This window comes from Vibrio sp. J502, from assembly GCF_025397955.1.
In the GTDB taxonomy this organism is placed as follows: domain Bacteria; phylum Pseudomonadota; class Gammaproteobacteria; order Enterobacterales; family Vibrionaceae; genus Vibrio; species Vibrio anguillarum.
The window spans coordinates 1,082,794-1,108,530 of sequence record NZ_CP104555.1 but is presented as its reverse complement, the minus strand read 5'-3'; the positions used below and the strand labels follow the sequence as shown (position 1 = coordinate 1,108,530).

13 protein-coding genes are annotated in these 25,737 nt (G+C 46.9%); 9 read left to right on the top strand and 4 right to left on the bottom strand.

Going from position 1 to position 25,737, the window contains the following annotated elements:
* Window positions 1-153: 153 nt before the first annotated feature.
* From N5E84_RS20890 to N5E84_RS20880, 3 genes are all read right to left on the bottom strand, one after another.
* Complete coding sequence (locus N5E84_RS20890; RefSeq protein WP_081245183.1) at window positions 154-2,490, bottom strand: VolA/Pla-1 family phospholipase; 2,337 nt, start codon at window positions 2,488-2,490, stop codon at window positions 154-156.
* 15 nt (window positions 2,491-2,505) lie between these two features.
* Window positions 2,506-3,741, bottom strand: coding sequence for an outer membrane protein transport protein (locus N5E84_RS20885; protein ID WP_019282643.1), 1,236 nt, complete (start codon window positions 3,739-3,741; stop codon window positions 2,506-2,508).
* A 344-nt stretch (window positions 3,742-4,085) separates the two neighbouring features.
* Window positions 4,086-6,134, bottom strand: coding sequence for an alpha-amylase (locus N5E84_RS20880; RefSeq protein WP_019282642.1), 2,049 nt, complete (start codon window positions 6,132-6,134; stop codon window positions 4,086-4,088).
* A gap of 321 nt (window positions 6,135-6,455) precedes the next feature.
* On the opposite strand from N5E84_RS20880, the gene N5E84_RS20875 reads away from it, so the two are divergent.
* The 8 genes from N5E84_RS20875 to N5E84_RS20840 all read left to right on the top strand — a co-directional run bounded on the left by N5E84_RS20875 (window position 6,456) and on the right by N5E84_RS20840 (window position 14,242).
* On the top strand, window positions 6,456-7,364 hold the full coding sequence (locus tag N5E84_RS20875) for an aldo/keto reductase family oxidoreductase (protein ID WP_013868390.1): 909 nt from the start codon (window positions 6,456-6,458) through the stop codon (window positions 7,362-7,364).
* A gap of 220 nt (window positions 7,365-7,584) precedes the next feature.
* Window positions 7,585-8,403 (top strand): hypothetical protein, encoded by an 819-nt coding sequence (locus N5E84_RS20870; RefSeq protein ID WP_019282641.1) that lies wholly within the window; start codon window positions 7,585-7,587, stop codon window positions 8,401-8,403.
* A gap of 14 nt (window positions 8,404-8,417) precedes the next feature.
* Window positions 8,418-9,101 carry an ABC transporter ATP-binding protein gene (locus N5E84_RS20865; protein WP_020477135.1) on the top strand — a complete coding sequence of 228 codons (684 nt, stop codon included), beginning with the start codon at window positions 8,418-8,420 and terminating at the stop codon, window positions 9,099-9,101.
* The gene (locus N5E84_RS20860) at window positions 9,089-10,348 is read left to right on the top strand and encodes an ABC transporter permease (RefSeq protein WP_019282640.1); all 1,260 of its coding nucleotides are present in this window, start codon (window positions 9,089-9,091) and stop codon (window positions 10,346-10,348) included. The genes N5E84_RS20865 and N5E84_RS20860 overlap by 13 nt, the downstream gene beginning before the upstream one ends.
* The gene (locus N5E84_RS20855) at window positions 10,341-11,102 is read left to right on the top strand and encodes an outer membrane lipoprotein-sorting protein (protein ID WP_019282639.1); all 762 of its coding nucleotides are present in this window, start codon (window positions 10,341-10,343) and stop codon (window positions 11,100-11,102) included. Before N5E84_RS20860 ends, N5E84_RS20855 begins: the two co-directional genes overlap by 8 nt.
* Window position 11,103: 1 nt before the next feature.
* Complete coding sequence (locus N5E84_RS20850) at window positions 11,104-12,405, top strand: hypothetical protein (RefSeq protein WP_019282638.1); 1,302 nt, start codon at window positions 11,104-11,106, stop codon at window positions 12,403-12,405.
* Entirely contained in the window at window positions 12,405-13,457 is a 1,053-nt protein-coding gene (locus tag N5E84_RS20845; protein ID WP_017042182.1) for a sensor histidine kinase, read from the top strand. The genes N5E84_RS20850 and N5E84_RS20845 overlap by 1 nt, the downstream gene beginning before the upstream one ends.
* Window positions 13,454-14,242 (top strand): LytR/AlgR family response regulator transcription factor, encoded by a 789-nt coding sequence (locus tag N5E84_RS20840; protein WP_019282637.1) that lies wholly within the window; start codon window positions 13,454-13,456, stop codon window positions 14,240-14,242. Before N5E84_RS20845 ends, N5E84_RS20840 begins: the two co-directional genes overlap by 4 nt.
* A gap of 34 nt (window positions 14,243-14,276) precedes the next feature.
* Here N5E84_RS20840 and N5E84_RS20835 read toward each other — a convergent pair whose 3' ends face one another.
* On the bottom strand, window positions 14,277-15,758 hold the full coding sequence (locus tag N5E84_RS20835; protein ID WP_232513708.1) for an EAL domain-containing protein: 1,482 nt from the start codon (window positions 15,756-15,758) through the stop codon (window positions 14,277-14,279).
* Between the two features lie 477 nt (window positions 15,759-16,235).
* On the opposite strand from N5E84_RS20835, the gene N5E84_RS20830 reads away from it, so the two are divergent.
* A complete protein-coding gene (locus N5E84_RS20830) occupies window positions 16,236-25,670 on the top strand; it encodes a retention module-containing protein (protein WP_019282635.1) in 9,435 nt (3,144 codons plus the stop codon).
* The last annotated feature ends 67 nt before the right edge of the window (window positions 25,671-25,737 follow it).

The window sequence follows — 25,737 nt, the reverse complement described above, 5'->3', positions numbered from 1 at the left end:
GATCAGTCATGTCATGTTGACATGACGATCGGTGTTTTGTTTCACTTCAGCAGCACCTAAGATTTGATAGTTGTTGAGATATGGCAGATGGAGAATTCAAACAGCTTCAAAACAAGGAAGCTGTTTGAATAAGTAAACAGGCTGTTTACTCGGTTAGTTCAAGAAAATAGCCAGTTGTGATAGCGCTCCAGCGCGAAGCACACCATCGGCCGTATCTTGTGGTGCGAGAAAGGTTGTGTGTGTACCACTGTCCATTTTTACGAAGACTTTAGACGTATTAGTGATTACATCAGAGGGTGCTGCGTTGGCTAATCCCAATAGTGTTGCTAGGGGTTCGGTGCCTGCACGTGTATTTGTGACATTGTTAGGCACACTCTCGTCTCCCGCCACTTGCAATAAATAAGTAGGGATTGTCGTGGTTCCACCACTGATTAGGTAACTTGCGTTTGTGTATGGATCCATAGTATCGAGCAAGGTTTGAGTCGCGTAGGTAAATTGATCCAACTGACTTTGCAGTGCCGCTTTGTCTGAGGCAGAGGCTGTGTTTTCAAACGTGGTGTAGCAAACTTTCTCTGTTAACCCTGGACAGTATTGGTCGGCGAATGCTTTGTATTTGGGGCTCGCACTTAAGGCGAGATTATGTTTAATGAGTGGGCCATAGTTTGCTGAACCCATTAACAAGTTACCGATTTGACCACCTGAGTTTGCAATGGCCATTCCAGAGAATTTATACAGCGTATCACCACTAGCATCACCGATAGTGCGGTTCGCGTTCGCGACAGCGCTTAAGCCGACGATTCCTCCCAATGAGTGGCCAAGGAATTTTGGTGGTGTCGTCGCGGTATTGTCTGCGTTTGCTAATTGAGAACCAACAAACAACCCTGCACTTTGTGAGTAAGTAATGGCCGCACGCAGCCCCATGATATCTAAGATACTCTGACGCGTGTTGTCACGAGCGACGGCCAAGTTGTTCAAATTGAGGTACGCTAGAATATCGGCATTAGCTGAGCGCTGCGCATCTAAACTGCGAGCACCATGCAGTGGTTGATCAATGGCAATCACGGCGATACCAGCATTGGCTAAATGTGCTGCTGTGAAGTACGCATCTTCTTTAACAGAAGTTATACCGTGTTGGTAAATCACGATCGGCCAGTTTGCTCCCGCGTTAGGAGTAAACAGTAAAAAATCAACGTCTTCTAACGATTTCACCTTAGGTACAGGGCTATAGCGTGTAATGATGCGCTGAGGATCGAGTGCGCTGCCATCAGACTTTGTGAGGGTCAAACCCACCAGTTTAAGCTGTTCACTTGGGCTGGTTGCTAGTTGAGTCACGTCGATATTGTTAGCAATGAGCTGATTGGCGATGGTGGCTTTTTCATTGTCATCTGCCAAAGCATTTTTAATCAAGGCCAAACTTGGCATTGCTGATTCAAACGGCTGTGAGTTCCAGTTGCTTCCTTTCTCTAAATAATAAGGGAGCTTAACCGTTCCAGTCGTGACATTAACGTGATAACTGCTGGTTGTGTATTCATTTTCAATAAACGCTTTAGCGGTTGTTTTTTCTGCGCCAATGTAAGTTTGAAAATTTGCATCGTTATTAAGTGCGGTTACAAAATCGGTTGTAGCACCAAAGCTCATGGTGTAAGCGGCGCTCAAATTAAGGTTGTTTGGGTTCGCACCTTGCTTCCAAATGTTGCCAATATCTGTCGTTGCAAGGCCTGCGGCGGTGGCGCCTTTCACACTGTAAAGTGTCTGACCAACAGATTGAGTACTAAACCACGTTGAATAAATAATCTTGGTTTGATCCACCCCTGCCAAAGCGAAAATGCTTTCCACGCCTTGGGTCACTTTTTGTAATGCCCCTAGCTTATCATCGGTATAGATTTTCACTTTGGACTTCAACGCGGCGTAGCTGCTGGATGTGCCTGCAATATTGCCATTTACATCGGTAATCTCATCTGTCACGGCTAAAATATATTCACTGGCAGGGTTGAGCGCTTTGTTTGGTACGATTGCAATTTTATCGCTGCTGGCACTGGCGATGGCAGTAAAGTCGGTGTTCAATGTCAGCACATTTTTAACCGTTGGGCTGCCAATCATACTGTCGGTCAGCTCAATTAAATAAATACCGTTAGAGATAAGACCGTCAGCCAATCCTACGCCTTCAAAGTCTAGAAACAGTGGCATTGATGTTGACCAACCATCCATGGTACCCATAGCGGCGACTGGATTGGTTAAGGCGTCATCACCCTTGGTTGGAATTTCTAACGTGCCGTCTTTGGCATTCATGAGTGCAAAAGAGGGTAGTGGTACGTTTGCGTTTGCGCCGCTGAGCGTGAATTTTATGCTGGTGTCGCGTTTTAACGCGTCTTGAATGTAGGCTTCGTAAGTGGGTGTTGTGCTTGCTCCCGAACTGTTCGTTTCATCACCACAACCGACTAACCATAACGCAGAGCAGAGCAGCGATATTTTGAATGTTGTTTTAAGCATGACTTATCCCTGAGTTTAGTTGAATGTGTAGTTAAGTTGAATAGCGCTAAGGTAAGCAGTCCCTTGTGATTCAAACGTCAATGTTTCATTGAGTTTGTTGGTTTCGGTAAACGTGCCGCTTTTACTTTTCACCAGTGCAAAACCCGCATCAATGGATAGCGAGTCGCTGATCACGTAGCTCACGCCCGCTGAATACCAATAACGGTCGCTATCTGGAATACTCAATGTGGCTTCGCCAGCTTGTTCATCAAAAGCAAAACCGGCGCGTAATGTCCAAGTCGAGTTTAATTGATAAGTTGAACCCAATGACCAACGGCCACTGTCTTCATACTTTTCAGACTTATAAAAACACTCTCCGTTGGTACATTGTGATGATGTTGCCTTTAACTCTTTGAATGAACTCCAGTCGGTACGTTGGTACCCGTAATGCAACGCCACGCTATCAGTGAGTTGGTGAAATGCGGAAACTTCCCACATCGCAGGTAGCGTGATTTTTAAACGTCCTTCAACAACAGCGTTTGTTGCAACACCTGAGCTATAGCTTGAAAACTCACCATCATCAAAATCCAGATCAACAGCAGAGCGGTAAGCAAAACCGACACGGTGGTTTTGGTTGAACTCATATAAGCTACCTATGTTCCAGCCCAAAGCTATGGTTTCGCCAGTCATTCCGACTAGGTTGTCAGAGGCAGAGCCGCCAGTAAATACGGCTAAAGCACCTTTATGTCGTGTCAGTTTTGCTTCGGCATAGACGAGGTTAATACCCGCAGCGAGACTAAGCTGTTCGTTAACACGGTAGGCAATATTCGGGTTTAAATTGACAGAAAGAAGAGAAGTATCGCCTGCAAGATCGCCTGCATAAATATCATTAGGGTAGTCTGTAGCTACGCCGTAAGTAGTGAATATTCCCATCCCCCAAGCCCATTTTTCATTGATTGGACTGACGTAGTAAGCCGCGGGAACTACTTGCAGTGGCGCAACATCGTTCATTTTCTGTTGGTTTTTCACATCATATACATCAACCTCTGGGTCAACGATGGACAGTGCACCAGAAAACTGCGTCGTATCAAACCGTGTCATGGCTGCGGGGTTGTGTGCAATCACACTCGCGTTATCGGCCACCGCTCCTTCACCAGAGAAAGCACGTCCTAGCCCTGAGGCTGAATGCTCTGCCACTTGGAAGCCTGCAGAGTGAACATTAAACGCTGTCAATATTGATAGCGCGAGTAGCGTGCGGGGTTTGATGATCATTCTCGACCTCCTAAGGCCTTGTTATGGTAATGGCATTGCAATGCGAGATGTTAATTTTGTGTTGTTGATGTGTCAAAGAAAATGATGTCTTTATTTCAATTAGCGGCGAATGATAGTGTGTAAGTATTTGTAAATCAAATGAAAAGTTGACAGTTTTGGTATGACTAGTAGAGTTGTGCTTATTTGGCAGGGTAATTGGTTTAGCTTGTGCTAAAGTTAATTTTTATGCTTCAACACGTTCATAATATTGATGTTTTGGTGGGTGAGTTTAAATTATTTGACCAAAAAATGGTGAAGAAACAGAGGCAGTCACTATGGTGTTTGCAACTACCTCTGTGGTGGGTTTAACGGCCAACAAAAGCAATAACGACACGGTCATTATTTAACGTTCTAGAGAACAGATAGGCATTTTGCTGTTCAATCTCATGATGAATACCTGCGCCAATGGCAGGGTGCGATTGACGAAATTGGCCTAGCGTTTGCCAATGCTTCAGCAGCGCTTGTCGCTCTTCATCCAGTGACCACACCATGTCAGAACGCGTGCCTTGGTGAAAATCATCGGCGTAAGGGCCAACTTGACGTGCGACTTCATCACCGTAGTAAATTTGCACCGCACCCGGTGCGAGAAGCAATGCATTGGCGGCATTACGCTGCATTTCAAAGGAGTTAAAACGGCTAAAAAACAGCTCGGTATCGTGAGAAGAGAGGTAGCTCACGGGGGTAAAATCTGGGTATTTTGCTAGCGTTTGCGCGTAGTCGCGGTACACCATCGCCATTTGGCTTAAGCAGGCTGCGCCTTTATCGACTCTTTTTTGCATATCAAAGTTGATCAGTGCATCAAAGCCATCATCAAAATAGGGGCTGCGGTAAGCTGAATGGCCCCATACTTCGCCCATCATCCAAAAGGGTTGCCCTTGCTGCCCGTTTTGCTCACGCCAAGCATCTAAACTGCGTGATGCCTCGCTTTTTAAGCGTCGCCATACCTCGCCTTCCACATGTTTTACGGTGTCGACGCGGTAACCATCAATACCAAAGCGTTTTACCCAATCGGTTTGCCACTCAATTAAGTAATCGGCAACGCTATACTGTTCGCGCGCTACCACGCGAGTGCCGGGGTTATTAAGTAGCCACTGCGGCGGCGTCACCGCTTGTGTTGATTCAGTGCGAAAATCCGGTAAGCCGGCCAGCGTCATCGTGATATCGCTAGATCCGGGTTTCTGGTAGCCGGGCAACCCAGCGCGAACCCAATCCTTGCCCCACCACTGCGACCAGTTGGCGCTTTGATAATCAATGGATTGATTGTAGCTGTGCCAGTTTTCTTCAGCTTTCGGCATCCAATCAACCCATTTTTGCGGTAAATTTTGGGGATTAACCACCTCAATCTGATCAAATTGCAGGTCAGCCAAGGTGGCGTAGCCGGAATGGTTGAGCACCGCATCGAGCAAGATTTTTATGCCTCGTTTATGCGCTTCAGTGACCAGCGTTTTGAGATCCTCCTCATCACCAAAATTTTGATCGATCTTGGTAAAATCACGCGTCCAGTAACCGTGATAGGCATAAAAAGGGAACGAGCCACTGTCACCACCGCCGACAAAACCGTGCACCTGCTCCACAATCGGCGAAAGCCAAATCGCGTCGGTGCCTAAGCTTTTGATGTAATCGAGTTTGGCAATCACACCTTTTAGGTCGCCACCGTGGAAAGTGCCCACTTCTTCTTTGCCATCTTTTTTACGGCCATAGCTATTGTCGTTACTTGGGTCACCATTGTTGAATCTGTCCACCATCACAAAGTAAATCGTGGCATTGCGGTAGGCAAAGGGTTCGCTGGCGGCATCCGTTGCGGGGGCAAGCAGCACCAATCCACCACTGGTTGGTGACGGCATTAAGGTGACTTGGCTATTTTTCACGCTGAGGATTTGGCCGGTAAATGTCTCTTTTAGTCGTGTGCCATCGGGGAACGTATTGCCCAGTTGTAAGGTCACTTCACCGCCTTGGTACTGCTCGCACGAAACACTCGGTATCGGCCGTTTAAATTTGCTAGTAGTGGATTTTTTGGCTTGGCGGACAAAGGTTAAGGTCTGCTGCTCGCCGTCATAAGCGAAGGCGTAATCGCCAGTGAAACGTATCGTCAGCGGCAGTTCGGTTTCTTGTCCACAATTGAGGGCGATGGGCGCGTTGAATTTGATGCTCTGCTGAGCTGGCGCACTGCACTGGCCCTCAATCCCTGACACTTTTATTGTGTAGCTTTCTTTGGTCAAGGGAATGACTAAAGGCGTTTTCGCATCCAGCGGAAAGTCGCGGCTAGTCGTGGTGGTCGAAATGGTCAGATTGGGCGCGGCAAACACAACAGGCGCGGCAGCGCAAAGTGCGAGTGTTAACGTGGAGAATTTCATGCTCTATCCTTGGCCTTCATGGGTTAGGGTGATTCGTTTTTGCATTATCGTCAGTCGCTGTAGGGCGAGGTGCTTCATCGCTAACAATAAAAGCAGAGAGAGAAGTTGACATCATTCTTGTGCCTAAGCCTTAAGAATTTGGCGTTGATCACAAAGCATGGCTTGGGGGCGTAGAAGCGATGAATTTTCCAGCGATATAAATTGTCAACGTGTAGTGAATCTCACAACTTCGGCGCGTAATCTTAACTTATTCGGTAGATTCATTGAGCCGTCATCGAAACCTGCTTAGGATGACGGCAATTAAGTCAAAGGAGACAACCAATGGTTGCTAAAGTAACAATCGCGCCGCAAGGGCCAGATTTTTCAGAGCTAGTACAAGGTTATTGGCGTTTGGCAGATTGGGGCATGACGCCACAACAGCGTTTAACGTTTTTAAAACAGCACATTGAATTGGGCATTAGCACGGTTGACCATGCGGATATTTATGGTAACTACCAGTGCGAGAAACTGTTTGGTGAAGCCTTAGCGCTGGAGCCCGCGCTGCGCGAGCAGATCCAAATCGTCACTAAGTGTGATATCAATTTGTGTGGCGCAAAAACGCCGCAGCGTAAGATAAACCACTACGATACCAGTTCTGCGCATATCTATCAGTCGGTCAATAATTCGCTGGAACGACTTGGTGTGAGCGAAATCGATCTGCTGTTGATCCACCGCCCAGATGCCTTGATGGATGCCGATGAAGTCGCCGAAGCGTTTTCTGAACTGCGCAAAGTGGGCAAAGTGAAGCACTTTGGTGTGTCGAACTTTAGCCCGCGCCAGTTTGAACTGCTGCAATCTCGCCTAGGTAAACCGTTAGTGACCAACCAAGTGGAGATGAACCCGCTCAATTTCGATGTGGTGCACGATGGCACTTTGGATCATTTGCAAACGCAGCGCATTCGCCCAATGGCTTGGTCTTGTTTAGCTGGCGGCGAGATTTTTAACGGTCAGACTGAACAAGCCCAACGTGTGCGCAGTGAGCTAGAAGCGATCGCCCAAGAGATCGGCGCAGACAGTATTGATCAGGTTATTTACGCTTGGGTACTGCGTCTGCCTTCTAAGCCGCTGCCGATTATTGGCTCTGGTAAGATTAACCGCGTCAAAGCGGCAATTGCTGCGCTTGATTTAGAACTGACCCGCGAGCAGTGGTATCGGGTTTGGGTCGCCGCCAAAGGGCATGGCGTGCCATAGAGCGGATGTTTTTTGGAACAGGTGCTTTTTAGAACAGATGCTTTTGAAAACAGATGTTTTTGCCCCGCGATACGCTTTTCGTATTGCTATTATTTCAGTATTACGATTAGGTTTTAATCTCACTCTCCCAACCAGCCCTCAGTGGCTGGTTTTTTTGTCTACTTCCCATTCACGTCATCCAGCCAGCCATTAACGCTGCATAATCCCCCTTTATCGCAAAGTGGCGCATCTGGCCTATTTGCTGCGTAATCTGTCGTCATCAAGCAAATTTCATCACCAACGAATGAAAGGGACCATCATGATGACGACATTTTCTTATTCACGCTCACTTCGCAACCTGCTACTCAGTGTCGGGTTGCTGCTAAGCATCACGGCTGTTCAAGCTAATCCAAGCGACGCTTTAATTATGCAGTACAACCAAGCGGCCGAAGGCGACAGTGACAAAGTGGAGCTTGTGCTTCACCAACTAGAGCAGTTGATTAAACAGCAAGGGGCCAAACCGCTCAGCTTAGCTTATCTGGGCAGTGCACAAACCCTGCAAGAGCGTGATGCATTCATGCCTTGGAATAAGATGAGATACGTCGAAGAAGGCTTGGCCACCATAGACAAAGGCCTGACTTTACTCAGCAATCACCCGCAGCCGCTTGCTGAACAAGAGCGCGTCATGGGGCTGCCGGATAGCTATTTAACGCGCGCGGTTTCGGCCGCGACTTACACCTCACTGCCCGATATGTTCAACCATTTTGAGCGTGGTTATGATTTGTATCTCGACCTTCTTGTTGAACCCGAATTGACTGCACAACCTTTTGCCGCCACTGCTTGGGTTTATCGATACGCCATTCAAGCCGCCCTTCGTGCCAACGACACTCCTCAAGCAGAGCAATGGCTTGCCCAGATGCAAAACCACCAGAAGCAAGGCAAGCAAGTTGACAACCAGCCAGCAGAGCATCCGCAAATCATCCAAGCCAAGGCTTTGATTACAAATGCGTTGATTGAAAACGGATTGACTGAAAAAACGCATGAATTGAAAAGCGAATGAGGGAGGGCAACAAAATGCTACGATTTGAACAGATCAGTAAAACCTACCAATTAGGTATGCAGCCGCTGCTGGCGTTGAGCGCGGTGAATGGCGAAGTCAAACAAGGTGAAATGCTAGCGCTGTGCGGCCCGTCAGGTTCGGGAAAAAGCACTTTGCTCAATATCTTAGGGCTGCTTGATCAAGATTACCAAGGTGACATTGAACTGGCGGGTTACCCTTACCCAACCGATCCAAGAGAGGCGGCGGCGCTGCGCCGCAAAAAATTAGGCTTCGTTTTCCAAAAATTCAACTTAGTTCCGGTGATGACAGCGGCGGAAAATATTGCTTACCCATTGATGCTAAACGGCTACAGCCTGCGCGATCAGCGTACTTTAACGCGCACTATGCTGGCCAAAGTGGGGTTAGAAACGCTGGCTCACCACCGGCCGGATCACCTTTCAGGCGGTCAGCAACAGCGCGTAGCCATTGCGCGCGCACTGATCCATAACCCAGAAATGGTGATTGCCGACGAACCTACCGCCAGTTTAGACAGCCATACCGCCAATGTGGTGATCGACATCATGAAAAGCCTTGGACACGAAATGGGCACCACTTTTATTGTGGCTACGCACGACGCGCGCATGGCCAACCGCTGCGACCGAACCTTGCAGCTTGTAGATGGCAAAGTGATTCAGGAGGCGATGAAATGGGCAAGCTGATTTCTATGGAATGGCGTATGGCGGCGCTGAATTTACTGCGCAATCGCCGCCGCAGCCTACTTTCGGTATTGATCATTGCCATTGCGGTTTTCGCATTGACTAGCGCCGGAGGATTTGGCCTTTACACTTACCAAGCACTGCGCGAATCCACTGCGCGCGACACTGGGCATTTAACGCTCAGCCAACCGGGCTTTTTTGAGCAAGATGAAGAGTCGCCACTGGCTAATGGGATTGCCGACAGTGCGTTGATTGTTGAGCGATTAATCGACGATAAGCGGATACGAGGCATTCAGCCACGCATTGAGTTTAGCGGGTTGGTCTCTAACGGTAGCAAATCGACCATTTTTGTCGGTTCCGGCGTTAACCATAAAGAGTTTGATATGAAAGGGCCATTTTTGGACGTTCGCCAAGGCAAAACCTTGTCCAATATTGACTCCCCTCGATTTGATGCGAGTGAGCCGGAAGTGATGCTGTCGGTGGATCTCGCCAAAAACTTAAACGTGTCGATTGGTGACTGGGTTACTTTACTGACCAGTACCGCTGATGGCGCGCTCAACGCGGTTGATTTCAAAGTGCACGGCATCTATTCCACGGGAGTGCCTGAATTGGATAAACGCCAATTGTATCTGCACATTCAATCGGCCTCTGAGCTGTTAGCTTCGAATAAAGTGAGCACCTTATCGCTGTTTTTGTTTAGCACCGAACAGACAGAAAGCATGCGGCATTGGGTTGAAAACAAACTGTCATTAATGAGCCTTCGCCAAGCGATTCAAGTGACGCCTTGGCAGCAGCGCGCGTTTTTTTATCAAAAAGTAAAAGATCTTTACGATCGCATCTTCGGCATCATGGGCTTGGTGATGGGGTTGGTGGTTTTCGTCGCGCTATTTAACACCTTAACCATGTCGGTCACGGAGAGAACCCGGGAAATCGGAACGCTGTCGGCGCTTGGCACTTACCCAAATGAAATCGTCGCCAGCTTCATACGTGAAGCCGTACTGCTAGCCATTTTAGGTACGCTGGTGGGTGCGGCGCTCAATGCACTAACAAGCGTGTTATTGATGGTAGTCGATGTGCAAATGCCACCGCCACCGGGACGCACGGAAGGGTATCCTTTGCATATTTATTTTTCATGGGAATTGGTTCTGCTGAGTGCGTTTGGCGTACTGAGCATTTGTATTGCAGCGGCTTGGTTGTCGGCACGCAAAGGAGTCAACAAGCCAATCACGGAGGCACTGGCTTATGTATAAATGGATGATGTTATTACTGATCACGCTTAGCGGTGGCTACTCGGCCGCTGGCTGGGCGGCGCTGGATGCAGGGCAAATGACCAAAAACGCCGACCAATATCGCCTTGGTTACAGCGCGGCTAAAGTCGTCTCTTTGGTGTCGCTTTATGAACGTGGTGAGCTCGATAAAACGCGTCAATATCACGTGTATACCAAAGCCAATCGCGACTCGTTAGTGGTGTTCAAATCCTCCGTTGAAGCGGGGCAAAAAATGCTGATGCTCGATGAAAACTACTGGTTGTTGATGCCAAAAAGCCGCCGCCCTATTCGTATTACGCCAATGCAAAAACTGCTTGGTGAGGCTTCGGTGGGCGATATTTCAACACTGACGTGGAGCGAGGATTACCAAAGTCAATTGATGGGTGAAGAGCAGATAGAAACACCCAGTGGTCAACCTTACCTGACGCATAAGTTGTCATTACTGGCTGTCACAGAAGGGGCGAACTACCAGCAAATTATCTTATGGTTGGATAAAGAGAACGATTTCCCAATCAAAGCTTCTTTGTATTTACGCTCTGGAAAACTGGCCAAGCAGGCTTGGTTTCGCGCTGGTGAAAAAGAGGGACGAATGCGCGTAACCAGTATGACGCTGCTTGATCAAATTCAACCGACCAAAAAAACGGTGGTTGAGTATCAACACATCGAGCCCATGGAGCTAGATGAAAAATATTACAACCCCGCCTATCTGACTCGTAACAGTCTATCGGAGTTATGAGATGAAGCGTGTTGCGTTCGCTTTTTTAACCAGTGTATTGAGCTTAGCTGCGCGGGCAGAAGCCCCCAGTTTTGATTGGGATTGGGTAATGAGCGTATCCACCACGGCGCATCGCGACAGCCTTTTTTTTCCTAGTAATCAAGCGCGCGATACGCAGCAGATTGAGGCGTTATTGGATGTAGAAATGAGGTGGCATGGCTGGTTGGGTCTAGTGGCTATCAAACAAAACGCCTTGTGGAGTAGCGATGCACAGCAGCACGCCGACAGCGAGTTCATTCTACAAGAACTGTTTTGGCAAGGCAGCCTAGTGCTGGCTGATGTGCCGTTTGAGCTGACACTAGGAAAAGTGCGCTTGGATTGGGGAGTGGGCTACGGTTATCGTCCGCTTGATCTCTTTCAGCCTTATCGCCGCAATCCGGTCGGGATTCAGGTAGAAGAGGGGGCAGGAACGCTCTCTGCTTCTTATTATGATCTGCAAGGTGAATGGACGCTTTTTTATACAGATTCCTCTTGGACAGAGCAGCAAGGCCGCGAGTTACAACAAATGACCGAACAACAAGGGGCGGGCGTAAGGCGTTATCAGTTGATGGGCAATGCCGAATGGCAGGCGATTGCTTATTATGATGACGTTCGACGCGGCGTGCTGGGTAGCTCGTTTGTTACTGTGCTCACTGACGCATGGGAAGTGCATGCATCAGCGCTCTATCAGCGTCATTATTTGGCGTACCAACGGCCTAGCGCATTGGCTCAAGCAGTTTACTCTCAACAACAAGAGATTGAATCGCGAATGGCTCTTGAATCGCGAACGCAAGGCTATCAGGCGCTGGTGGGGTTAAACTGGTCGGGAAGTGATGGGCAAAGCGTCATTGCAGAATATTGGTTCGACAGTCGCAGTTGGGGAAAAGAGCAGTGGCAACAAGCGCAGACCAACGCGGATTCGGTTCGTTATCAGCATAATCAAGCGTTAGGTTGGTCTTACGCACAAGGCTATAACCACGTGAATCTCGTGCAGCATAATGTGATGTTGCATGCTTCGTTAGATAGCCAAGCTTGGCGTCATTGGCAGTGGAGCCAGAGTATTGAATGGTTGCAAGGCTTAGTGCCGACACTTGATGTGCTGATTGCACCGCAAGATGGCGGCGTGATCGCTACCCAATGGCTCAATTACTCAGTGTACGATTCGGGTACAGCCTCTATCGAAATCGAACTGGCCGCACGTTTTATGACTGGGCCTGCTGACTCTACATATGCAAACTTACCAGATAAGCATATGATTCTATTAAATATGAAAGGGAAATTCTAATGTGCGAGAAAGTTGAGATTCGAAATCTTGCCAAAAGCTTGCTATTTACTTCGCTGTTTTGTGTGGTGATCGCCTTTACCACTCAGGCTATTTGGCCCAGTGATATCACGTTGCACTTAGCAATAAGCTTTGGCTACGGTTACAGCGCAGTGGCCATTGCTCACTTACTGAGTCGCTTCGCACCGCAGTTGTCCGCACGCTTAGTGAACGTTTTTTCGCTCACGGGGTCGATGATTTTCGGTACGTTACACGCTTATTTATGGCTTAGTAAATACGCGCACTTTAGTCATTTTTCAGCAATGAAACCGGTGATTTTTCTCGGTTTCGTTTTTACTGGCGTTTGCTTTTTCTACTTCTACGCGCATGAACAAAAGCTGATTGCTGAAAAAGCGCTGGAAGCCTCCAAACGGCGTCAATCTGAACAAGAGAAAGCCTTGATTTTGAGCCAGTTGCAGCAGTTACAAAGTCAAATTGAACCACACTTCTTATTTAATACGCTTGCCAATATCAGCGTGTTGATTGGCTCTGAGCCTTATAAAGCGCAAATGATGCTCGAAAAACTAACCGACTTATTGCGTGGGTCGCTGCGTAGTAACCGCAATCGCACCACAACGCTACGTGAAGAGTTACATTTAGTCGATGCGTATTTGGGTATTCAAAAAATTCGTTTAGGTGATCGGCTGGATTATGAGATTGCAATGCCTGGCGCAGCGGATGACATTCCTTTGCCGCCGATGCTGTTACAACCTTTGGTTGAGAATGCTGTTAGCCATGGTATTGAGCCTAAAGCCGCGGGGGGGAAAGTGACCATCAAAAGTGAAATTTATGACGAGTGGTTTGAAGTCAGTGTCTGTGACAGTGGCATTGGATTGCAGCCGAGTGCTCTTTCAGCAGGGCATGGTATTGCGTTGGATAATATTCGCCAGCGCTTAAGCGGCCTATTCGCTGATGATGCGTGTCTCACTATCGCCCAAAATCATGATGCTGGCGTGACGGCAACGATTAGAATAAAGCGGCTATTATTGGACCAACTACAAGGAAGTGCCACATGAGTACTGTCTCTGCGACCGCTATTATTGCTGATGATGAACCGTTATTGCGGCATCATTTAAACCGTGCATTAGGAGAAGTGTGGCCAGAGCTCGATATTGTCGCGCAAGCCGAAAATGGACGCGTGGCATTGTCCATGATTGAGCAGCATCAGCCTGAGGTGGCCTTTATTGATATTCGAATGCCAGAAATGGATGGTATGTCGCTTGCGAGGCAATTGGCTGGTTTGGCAAAGCCACCACTGATTGTATTTATCACCGCCTATGACGAGTATGCCATTCAAGCTTTTGAAGCCAATGCGGCGGATTATTTATTGAAACCGCTTTCTGAAGCGCGTTTAGTGCAGTGCTGTACTAAGTTGCAGCTAAGATTAGCCGAGCATTCTTCTGAGCGACAATTACCTGATTTGCAAACCCTTTTACAGCAGATACAGCATATAAGCCAACAGGCATCGCCGTCGTTTTTAAGCTGGTTAAAAGTTCAAAAAGGTGAAGATATTCACCTGATTTCGGTGGCGGATATGTTGTACGCCAAAGCTGAAGACAAATATTTATCCATATACATAAAGAGTGATTCTGGAGTGCAGGAGTTCTTACTGCGCAGTTCATTGAAAGAGTTGCTGCAGCAGCTTGACCCGAATCAGTTTTGGCAAATTCACCGTTCAACGGCAGTGAATGTTGCCAAGATAGATAAAGTGAAAAAAGAGTTCACGGGTAAAATGTACGTCTTGATTGGTCATGATAAGTTACCCGTCAGCCGTGCGCTGCAAGCTCAATTTAAGTCGTAACTGAATTTAAACCGTCGTTCGATTGATCGCGTGATTAGCGGTGTGCGATCTGCTTGGCGGACAGGGTGAATCGGAAGAACGCCTCTACAGACATAGGTTCAGAATAATAAAAACCTTGGATGTAACGTACACCCAACAGCTCTAATTCTCTCACCTGATCTTGGTTCTCAACGCCCTCAGCAATCAGCCGCATGTTCAATTGCTTTGCTAGTTTAATCATCGACACTAACACCGAAGTAATGGCTGAATTTTGATGCAAGCTTTTAATAAACACTTGATCAATTTTGAGAGTATGGAAGTCATGTTGGTGGATAAAATTTAAACCCGAGTAGCCAGTGCCAAAATCGTCAATGGCGATTTTAAAGCCTAGCTGTTTCAGTCGCTGTAAGTTTTCCATGGCTAACTTCAACTCGTCCACGTTGAAATGGTTGTCCTCGGTGATCTCCAACAGAAGTCGTGGAACAATGGCTGGGTGTTTTGCCGCGTAGCGTTTCATGTAATCCATAAAGTAATTATCAATGATCAATAACCGGCTGACGTTGATGCTGATGTATTGATCGTGCAACGCATGTTTGTGCTGCTCCACACATTCTGTCACCAATTTCAACACACGGTAGGTGATTTGGTGAATCACGCCAATACGCTCTGACAACGGGATAAAAATGGTGGGTGAAATATAGCCTTGAGAGGGTTCATTCCAGCGCAGTAGCGCTTCGCTACCAACAATTCTATTTTCGGTAATATCGACGATCGGTTGTAAATAGAGTTCCAACTGATGGTTTGATATTGCCTCTCTCAAAGAGACTTCTAAGGTATTTCGGCTGAGGTGATAGTTGTAATAAGCAAGATAAATCAAAGAGATAATACTTGCTGTAAGCAAGACAAGCCATAAGTTATCGAGAAAATGGTAAGCATAAGATCCGTTATTTAAGTAGATCTGAATTGAGAGTGGGTAATGATCGGATTTAAAGAGAAAGCTAGTATGAGCAGAATCGATCTCTTCCTGATCACTGCGAATACTTTGGCTTAACACGTTGACCTGATAGCTGTAGTGCCATTTGGCAAGTTTAGGAGCGACTAGGTTCATAAACTGTTCTGGAGGCATCAGTGCATTGAGGCCGCTCATATCTGGCTGTGAAGCATAGACAAAAAATGTTTGCTCTTTACTGCGAGATTTGGTTAATGAAATGGTCGTATTCGTTGGAGATTGTTTAAGCCTGTCAAGAATATGTTTGTACAAATGAATGGTGGTATGGCCTTCATTGCTGGTGCAAAAAATAGTCCCGTGAGCGTTGTACATGCCCACTTCTTTGACCATTTTCGAGCGAAATACATAGCTCCTCAGAGCAATGATGTCTTCTCTTTGGTAGTGCTTTGAAATGTTTTTACTTAACTGGTTCAGTTCATCCGACGTTTGATTGATGTGATGTTCCAGTTGTGTAATGGCTTGTTCACCGAAACGGGTTGCCAGCCGATTAGTGTCGTAAAAGTTTTTAATTATCGCCAAAGCGAACACAAAAAAGAAAATACCCAAAATAGGTGCGAATGTGCTTACCTTTGTCGACAGTATTCCTTTTGCTATGCTAAATGTGCTCGGTGAACTGTCATTATTGTGCATTACAGACAGTGCTCATAGGTTATTACCAGTAAAAATCAGTATTGCTTTGATGTTGATTACTATAAGTAATTAATCCCTAAACGTAACCTAAGTAACTGTCTCAAAAATGAGATGATGTGCAGTAATCTGCTTGCCAATCTCTTTGCTAAACGTCTCTAATTTCATATTTTTCTTAATATACAAGCCGATAGGTTTTCTTATGTGGCGTTTCGCTAGCCAGACTCTGTTTTGACGCTAGTGATGCTTTAACGCACAATTATGCTCAGTGATGTAATTTACATAAATATAAATTTGCATAATCAATTGCGACTAAAATAACAGTTGTCTATTGCTCGTTTTCTGAATCGATTTGCTAAAGAAGTATCTGGGGGCTCTATGGATTTACATGTGGTTGTTCAACCTGCGTTAGTACAAGAAGTGGTTGGTGATGTTATCGCAGCAGATGCCAAAGGTAATGCGCGTAAAGTAAGCGCGGGTGATCAATTAAATAAAGATGAAATCTTAATCACAGTGAATCATTCGTCGGTGACGATACTGCTTAATGGCCAAGCTACCGTAGTCGATCAGAATTGTATTACTTGTTTTAGCAATGCGTCACCAGATTCTGAGACCTCCGTTGACTTAGTTCAATTTCCGATTGAAGGCGAGATCAACGCTGATCTGAGCTTATTAGACGAGGTGAGTTTTGACGCAGACAATATTGCTGCCATCCAACAAGCCATTTTAGATGGCCAAGACCCGACCCAAATACTTGAAGCAACCGCCGCCGGAGCAGGTGGTGAAGGCTCTGCAAATGCTGGCTTCATCACCATTGATTACAATTTTGCAGAAGTATTGGCGAGTACGTTTTTCGAAACTGCAGGGCGTGATGCTCAGCAATCATTGACTGAAACGAATTTGAGTCCGTTGCGTTTTACCGCTGGGGGTGAATTATTATCAGCAGCATTAGTTGAAGGTTCGCTCTCACTAAATTCGTATCCACAATCAGTGACGGCAAATGTTTTAATCGCGGCGGGAGATCTGCCGCTGGATGCCGCCTCTTTTGTCCCTGAATCCCTTTCATTAGCTGCGCTATTGTCAGAGCTGAATAGCGATATTACTTCGGCTGGGCGATCAGTAAGCTTTCGTTATGATGCTACGGCTAACCATATTGTCGGTGAACTTGACGGCAGTGAAGTGCTACGGATTGATTTAGTGGCGACGTCTGTCGGTAAAGACATCAACTTAGAGATAGTGACGACCATTAGTCAACCGATTGACCATGTTCCCTCCGTGGGTGGCGGCTTAGTCTCTTTTGCCAATGATCAAATTGCGATTCAATTTGATGTAACCGGTTCTGATGCGGGTGGAAATCCTATTCGCTCGCCGATTTCTATCGCAATCAGTATTGGTGATGGTAATAACCCTGTTATGTCCGATGAACCGTCGACGTCCGTTTATGAGGATAATTTGGCGAATATCGGTTCGGATGCCAGTGCTTCACAGACGATTACCGTTTCAGGACAGTTTGATACTCAATTGGGTTCTGATCAAATTGAAAGCTATCAGTTGGATTTAAGTGCTAACCCGTTGGCGGGGTTAACCTCGGCTGGTGTCGTGGTGCAATTGGCCTCTTCCTCGTCATCGAACGGGGTTTATACCTATCAGGCGAGCGCTAATGGCCAGCCTATTTTTGAGTTGATATTAAACCCAGACGGTCGTTACCAGTTTACGTTACAAGGCGCGCTGGATCATCCAGCCAATAGTGATGAGTTATTACTCAACCTTTCGGTATTGGCAACCGATTATGATGGTGATAGCTCTGAAAGTGTGCGTTTACCAATCAACATTATTGACGATAAACCTGAAATCATTGGTGTGGATGCGCTCAGCGTTGACGAAGACGATTTAGCGTCAGGCTCAGACAGCAGCAAAGAGCCGTTGTTCGCCGAAGGCTATTTCACCACCACCCAAGGGGCCGATACGGTAGTGAGTTATCAGCTTGATACCAGCATCAACCCCATCGCTGGGTTAACCTCGCAAGGTGAAAGTGTGGTATTGGGCGCGGCGACAGTTGACGCCAACGGTAACTACCTCTATCAAGCAAGTACTACCCCAAGCGGTCAGACGGTATTTAGCTTGGTGCTTAACGCAGATGGCAGTTATCGTTTTACCCTACAAGGGCCAATTGACCATACGCAGGGGAGCGATGAGCTACTGGTGAATTTCAAGGTGGTTGCAACTGACTATGATGGCGACAGCGCCAACATTCTGCTGCCTGTCACCATTCATGATGATCAGCCAATCATCGCGGGCGTGCAAGCGCTCAGCGTTGACGAAGATGATTTAGCGTCAGGCTCAGACAGCAGCAAAGAGCCGTTGTTTGCAGAGGGAGTTTTTACTACTCAAAGCGCGGATAAGGTGGTGAGCTATCAGTTGGATACCAGCAGTAACCCGCTTGCAGGCCTAACTTCGCAAGGTGAAGCGGTGAGTTTGGGCGCGGCGACAATCGATGCCGACGGCAACTACCACTATCAAGCTAGCGCTGCACCGAGCGGCAATGCAGTGTTTAGTTTGGTGCTCAATGCGGATGGTAGCTATCGTTTTACCCTGCAAGGTCCGATTGACCATGCGCAGGGGATCGATGAGCTGCTGGTAAATTTCAAGGTAGTGACAACCGATTATGATGGCGACAGCGCCAACATTTTGCTGCCCGTCACCATCCATGATGATCAGCCAATCATCACCGGCGTGCAAGCGCTCAGCGTTGACGAAGACGATTTAACGTCAGGCTCAGACAGTAGCAAAGAGCCGCTGTTCGCTGAGGGAATGTTTACCACTCAAAGCGCCGATAAGGTGGTGAGCTATCAGTTGGATACCAGCAGTAACCCGCTTGCGGGCTTAACCTCGCAAGGCGAAGCGGTGATCTTGGGCGCGGCGACAATCGATGTCAATGGTAACCACCACTACCAAGCCAGCACCACACCTAGTGGCAATGCGGTGTTTAGCTTAGTGCTCAATGCGGACGGCAGTTACCGTTTTACTTTGCAAGGTCCGATTGATCACGCCGCAGGCAGCGATGAGCGACTGGTGAATTTCAAAGTGGTGGCGACGGACTATGATGGCGACGCCTCTGACATTCTACTGCCTGTCACTATTGTGGATGACAAGCCAACGATTGTCGGCATTCGCACCGGTAGCGAACAGAGCGTAGATGAAGATGACTTAGCCACGATCGGTTCTGATCGTTCAGACAGCACCGTTATTGCTGGGCACTTTGATGTGATTGACGGGGCCGATGGTATTGTCAGTTATCAAGTGTCTGATCTCACCACGCCTGTCGAAAATTTAACGTCCGGTGGTCAAGAGATAGAGATCATCCAAATTTCAAGCAGTAATGGTGTCACTGTTTATGAAGCGGTGATTAAGAATACGACGGACGTGGTTTTTCGTCTCACGCTAAATGGCTCGGCCGATAGTTACCAATTTGAACTGCTTAAAGCCATCGACCACCCGACGGGTAATGGTGAAAATAGTTATATTTTAGATCTTCCGATTACCGCAACTGATAGAGATGGCGATGTTTCAGCGTCAGCGAGTTTGCCAATATCGATTGTTGATGATATTCCAACTTTGCATGATAAAAGCATCACTAGTGTTGAAAATACGGCGATAAAAACAGTCAATTTATTTAGCCAAGACAACAATACCTCACCGGATACTCAAGGTGCAGATCATGGTGCGATCACTAAATTTGTGGCCGTTGATGAAGTGGGTCGTGATATTCAATTTAGGGATGGCAATGGTGCAAGCTTAGCTAATGAAATTGAACTTAACGGCGTCACAAAAACGGTCACGGTTGTCGAAATAAAAAATGGTGTTGAGCGCGATTTAGGCACACTGACGATAACGCCTAACGGTAACGCGACATTTAAACCAGTTGCTAGCCTTGAACATGGTGATGATCCGACCATTTCATTTACTGTCGATGTCACTGCGCAAGACTTTGATGGCGATGCCTCAACCGAACAGTTGAACATCAATATTCTTGATAGAAATGCCACTATCACAGTTGCTAATGTTATTGGCGCTGAAGACGCTGGACGCGATGGTGTCACTATTCCGTTGAGCGACCCCAATCAAATCACTAATAGCCAAGATAACCAGTCGGGTTTAGATACTTCACCGCTTAAAGTGGATTTGCGAGTCAACCTGCACGATTTAGATCGAAACGAATCGCTTGGCGAAGTGAAAATCACGGCCAGTAATGCTCATGGTGATTTTTATTATCTCAACGACTCTGGTGTCTATGTCAAGCTAGAGGTCGTCAGTGGACGCTTTGTACTACCGGCTGATGCGGTTGAGCAAAGTCTAACGGGCAGCGTGGCGAAGGTTGAAAACTTGTATTTTGTGCCTGACCGTCACTATGCAAGCGCTGATGGTGGCTTCCAACTTAATATCGCTGTACAAGTTTTGAATAATGGCCTACACGATCATAATGTGAACGGGAAATTGCGCATTGAGGTGGAAAGTGTGGCCGATATTGCTACTTGGACCTCAAGCAGCCAATTTCATTATGGTGCAGTAGAAGATAGTGACAATATTACTCTCGATGTTTTAGCGCAGACACAAGATAACAGTACCCCCGAAACAGTCCTGTATGAGATCCGCTTTACTCAAGGTGAAGGTGAGGCGCAGCTAGTTTATGCCGATGGTACGCCGGTTGTAATGAGCTCGGATGCTTCAGGTCACTATTATCTTGTTAGTACGAGTAACATTAACCAAGTACAAGTTGACCCCAATGATAATTTCAGTGGTCAGATCAAACTTGATATCACAGCGATCACGACCGAGCAAAATAACGCTCACGTTGGTAAAGAGAGCGCCCGATCAGAAACGAAAGAAATCGTCATAGATGTTAGCCCTGTTGCCGATATGGGTAGCTTCTCTGTCAATCGAATCAATGTTTTTGAAGATAATGCCGCTACGCAAAATACCGTTGACCCCACCACAGATCACGATCCCTTGTTATTAAGTGAAGTCATTACGATGGCCGGATCCGTTGATTCTGATGGTTCAGAAACACTCTATGTGCGTCTCTCTGATTTTTCAGAAACAGGTGTCACACTGATTTGGTTGGGAGCTGGAGCCAGCGAAATATCCCAAATAACCGATGCCAATGGTCATACTTATTATGAAGTTCCTGAACAATATCTTGACCAAGTTGAAGTGCTACCCCCGTTACATAGTAACGCTGATTTTACCTTCTCTGTTGAAGGGATTATTAAAGATGTGGTCAATCTTTCTACGGGTGCGGTGGCAGATGAAATATCGTTAGGTGCTAAGACGGTTAATGTTTCAGTTAAGGGCGTAGCAGACATTCCAACCATTGATTTTCACTCAAACAGTACTAACACTTGGAATGAATTTAGTGAAAATGGTCTGCAAGTGATTGAAACGACGATTGATGAAAATCAATCCGTTGGCTTTGGCTTTAGTGTGTTATCCGGTGAGCTTGCGGATAATCCAGCGGACAGCTCTGAGTCGATCACCGTTTTACTGTCGAACATTCCAGATGGTGTCAAACTGTATGACAGTGTTGGTAGCGTGATTAACTTGGTATTTGTTGGTTACGATACTGCGCAGCAACCTATTTATCAGGCGAATCTAACTTCAGCGCAGGTTGATTCAGGTATTCGAGTTGAGCCATCTCATTCATCGACCGAAAACATCAACATCAAAATGACCACCATCGTTACTGAAAATGATGGACATACGCGTCAAATTGAGTCGGAAATTCGCATTAAAGTGGCACCGGTGATTGATGTTGTTGACAACTATCAATCACACTCGCTTGGTAACGAGGACAGCCGCATTAATGTTCATTGGCAGCCAGAAGAGGAACAACATCTTGATGCTGATGAATATTTTGCCTCTGTTACACTTTCTGGCTTCCCAGCAGGTAGTACTATTTACGTCGATGGTGTTGTCACGACCTTAGATAGTGACGGCAAGCTCATTTTGACCCCCGCACTGGGACAGAGCGATCAAGATTTCTCAGCGCAAGTGCTGACAACTGGTTACGTTCAAGTTCAGCCACCAGAACACTCCAGTACTGATTTTACCTTGAGCACTGAGATTGTGGTTAAAGAGCAAGACAACGAATACGTCGATGCAATCAATTCTGGCGAAGGTATTGCTTCGAAAGTCATTCATGGCTCTGTTGATGTCACGGTAAGGCCGATAGTTGAAGCTGATGGACAACTGCGTGTTGAAGACAACGGCGTAGTCACAAACAAAGCTGTCGCAGATGCCTCTGGTGCGATCTATTTTACTATTAATGATGCGGCCGGCGGCGAGCCTGATGCGAACGTTATACGCTTTGATAATGCAGACACTCAATCGACAGAAGGTTACCAATCATTAGAAGTGGTCGACCAACTGGTGGTGCGTTTTAGCAATATTACGCCACAGGTACTTGATCAACTACTGATTACTGGTGCCATTAATAATGGGGATGGTTCATGGACCATTGTTGATGAGCAGAATTTCAGTGTAAAAGCACCGAATGGCCTGACATTAGGTAGTGGTAACGATCCTGATGGTGATGGTTATAACGACATCACTGTGACCATTTTTGCCCAAGTGTATGACCAAGGGGAAGATAGCTCTGAAGCCAAAGTAGTTCGACAAGTGCAATCAGAGCTCACCTTACAATTTCCGCTCACGGCTACGGGCAACAACACGGTAGCGGCTGACATTACTTTAGCTGGCAATGCGGATGATATTGTATTAGGCATCGAAGATAACGCCATTAATTTAGGTCAGCAAATTCAAGATAAATTGATGGTGAGCGCTTCAGGTTTTGATGGTGTAGAAGATGAGCTCAGTATTGTTATCGCGCAAAGTGTCCTGCCAGCGGGCGCAAGTTTATCTGGTGGTCATTTTGATTTCGTTGATGGCTTGTATGTATACAAAGGTACCGTGAATACCGATGGCTCGATTTCAGGGTTAGAAAATCTGCATCTGCATCTGCCCGAAGATTACTCTGGCGACTTTAATTTGCCGATCACTTTTGTGACGACAGACATGGCTTCTGGTGATGAAAAAACCCTCAGTACGCAAATCCCAGTGGCAGTTTCTCCGGTAGCCGATGTTCCCGGAACGCATCAACCGCAAGATGATAACATTAACCCTAAAGCGACATTGACTGTGGAAGGTTCGCTTGGGTTAGATGCAAATCATCAGCCGACTTCAAGCTCGTCCGACGTTCCGACCAATGACGGCATCGGGTATGAAGATGGTATTATTCATCTTTCGCTCGACATTGACCTTGCTGATATTCGCAATAGCGCCACGGAAGGACAAGAGGTGCTGAGCGAAGTCACCTTAACCCTACAAGGAACCAATATCGGAACCTTTGTTGATGCGCAAGGCCATGATCTCGGTACCAGTATCACTTTTAGTCAGCCTCAGCTACCTGCGGCATTAGACAATGTTTATTTCAAACCCGCACCCAATTATCCGACTGGCGATGATGATAATACCGTCAACATTACCGTGGCGGGGAAAGTGACTGATATCACGCAATTTGATGATACCAATGCCAATGCGTTGGGTGTGGCTAATACTGATGCTGATAAACCATTTACCACACAAGTAAGTTTTGATGTGACGCCAGTGGTAGACGACGTCATTATTTCCAGTGGTGGTAGCAGCAATATTGAAGTGAGCGGTCTGGAAGATGAGTGGATTGTCCTTTCTAAACCGGGTTCCGAATTTACCGTTGATCTGACCGATACAGATGGCTCTGAGGTATTTGTGTCGATCAAGCTTACTGGGGTGCCGACGGATTTTGTCGTGAGTTCTCTCTCTTCTGACTATACCGTGAAAAATAATGGTGGTGGTGAGTGGAGCATTCAGATTAACAACCCAGCACAAACCTCGATCAATTTATCCGATATTGCGATGAAACCTGCGAAGAACTTTAGTGGCGAAGTGGAAATCGGCATCAAGGTCTTTACCCAAGAATCCTTGCTTGGTGTGCCTGTAGAGCATAACGGCAGCTTTAGATTGGATATTACGCCCGTTGGGGATGTGGTGGACGTTGAACCTGTTGAGCAAACGAGTGGCGATGAAGGCGTTGACATTGAAATTGATATCAACGCGCAAATTATCGATAAAGCCGATTCCATTGCAGCCGGTGCGAACCATAGTGAAAACTCGCCAGAAACGTTGCGAATTGAAGTTTCCGGGGTGCCAGATGGAGCAAGTATTGCATTGCCTGATGGCACGCTGGGGACTTACATCGGTGGTGGAGTATGGCTGTTGAATGCCGATGCGCAAAGCTTAGATAAACTGATTTTTAACTCTGGTGATTGGCATAAGGACACTTGGGCGGGAGATCTGACGATTAAAGTACAGTCGGTCGATACAGGGCTGGACGGTACTGAACATTTGGGGCCTGCGCGTGAGTTTACTGTTTCAGTTGATGTTCAGGCGGTCAATGATGCGCCCACCATTGATACTGCTACGGTCACCACAACGATTGATGAAGAGGCGGGGCAAAAAGTTACTGGCTTGAGTGTGAGTGATGTCGATTATGCAGGCTCACATGCCAACGACCCCATGACGGTGATTTTGAGCGTGAGCGAAGGTTTGCTCAGTGCCGTGATCCCCGCGTTAAGTTCTGTCACGCAGAGCACCAATTTGGCTGGAGAACTCGTCCTACAAGGCACGTTATCGGATATTAATGCGCTACTCAATAGCAGCGATCCCGCCAGCGGCGTTTTTGTTGATGCCACCGCGATTGGTAGTGATCATATTGATCTGACAATTAAGGCCAATGATGGTGGTGTTTATGCCGACAATGTTTCTGGTATGGCGTTAGAAGAGACAGAAACCGTCAGTATTGCGGTGACGCCCAAAGCCAATACGCCGATATTAACCCTTGATCCGAGCTTTAATTATATGAAGCAGACGTATGTTAGCCAAAGTATCAGCGCTCAAGGTATTGCATTGCTGGGGTTAATCGCGGCATTAACGGATAGCCATGAAGTGTTGTCATTGGAGATCGACAGTCTGCCAAGTGGCGCAACGCTTTCCAGTAGCTCGGGCAGCGTGACTGAGCAAAACGGAGTGTGGATTGTTTCCGCTGATGCTATCGACGGATTACAGGTTAGCGGGCTCGATTTAGGGCAACACACTCTGTCGGTAGCGGCTATCTCAACAGAAACGGATGGTAGCCGTGCAGCCTCTGCATCAATTGATATTGCGATTGAAGTATTGCCTGACGGTAGCACGATTGATCAATCAACGAACGGGGATGATGCGCAATTGCTCGCCGGTAATGTTGGAGCGCAGTTGCTAGGAGGCAGTGGTCATGATCACCTTGAAGGTGGCGATGGTGATGACTCCTTAGTGGGTGGTGGCGGAAATGATACCTTGATTGGCGGGCTTGGTGCCGACATCTTAACCGGGGGAAGTGGCGCTGACATATTTAAATGGACGCCCGATACTGTTGATGAGCAAACCGACACTATCACTGATTTCAACGCTGGTGAAGGTGATGTGATCGATCTCACTGATGTTGTGGCCGATTTACATTTGCCCATGGATCAACTGCTCGTTTCGCTACACACTTCTCATCAGATAGAAGCGAAAGTGATGACCAACACGACGGATGTGGAATTGGAAATTCTGACGGACAATAACGTACACCAAACCATTGTGGTGCAAGATCTTGCCAGCCAATTCAATTTTGATGGCATGGCGTCGATTGACATTGTTGGCTTTTTATTGGACAACAACATTATCAAGCATGACGTTTAAATAAAGAAAAGAGCAGTTAAATAAAGAAAAAGTGCACCCAACGGCTTCAGGCTCAGTTGGGTGCACT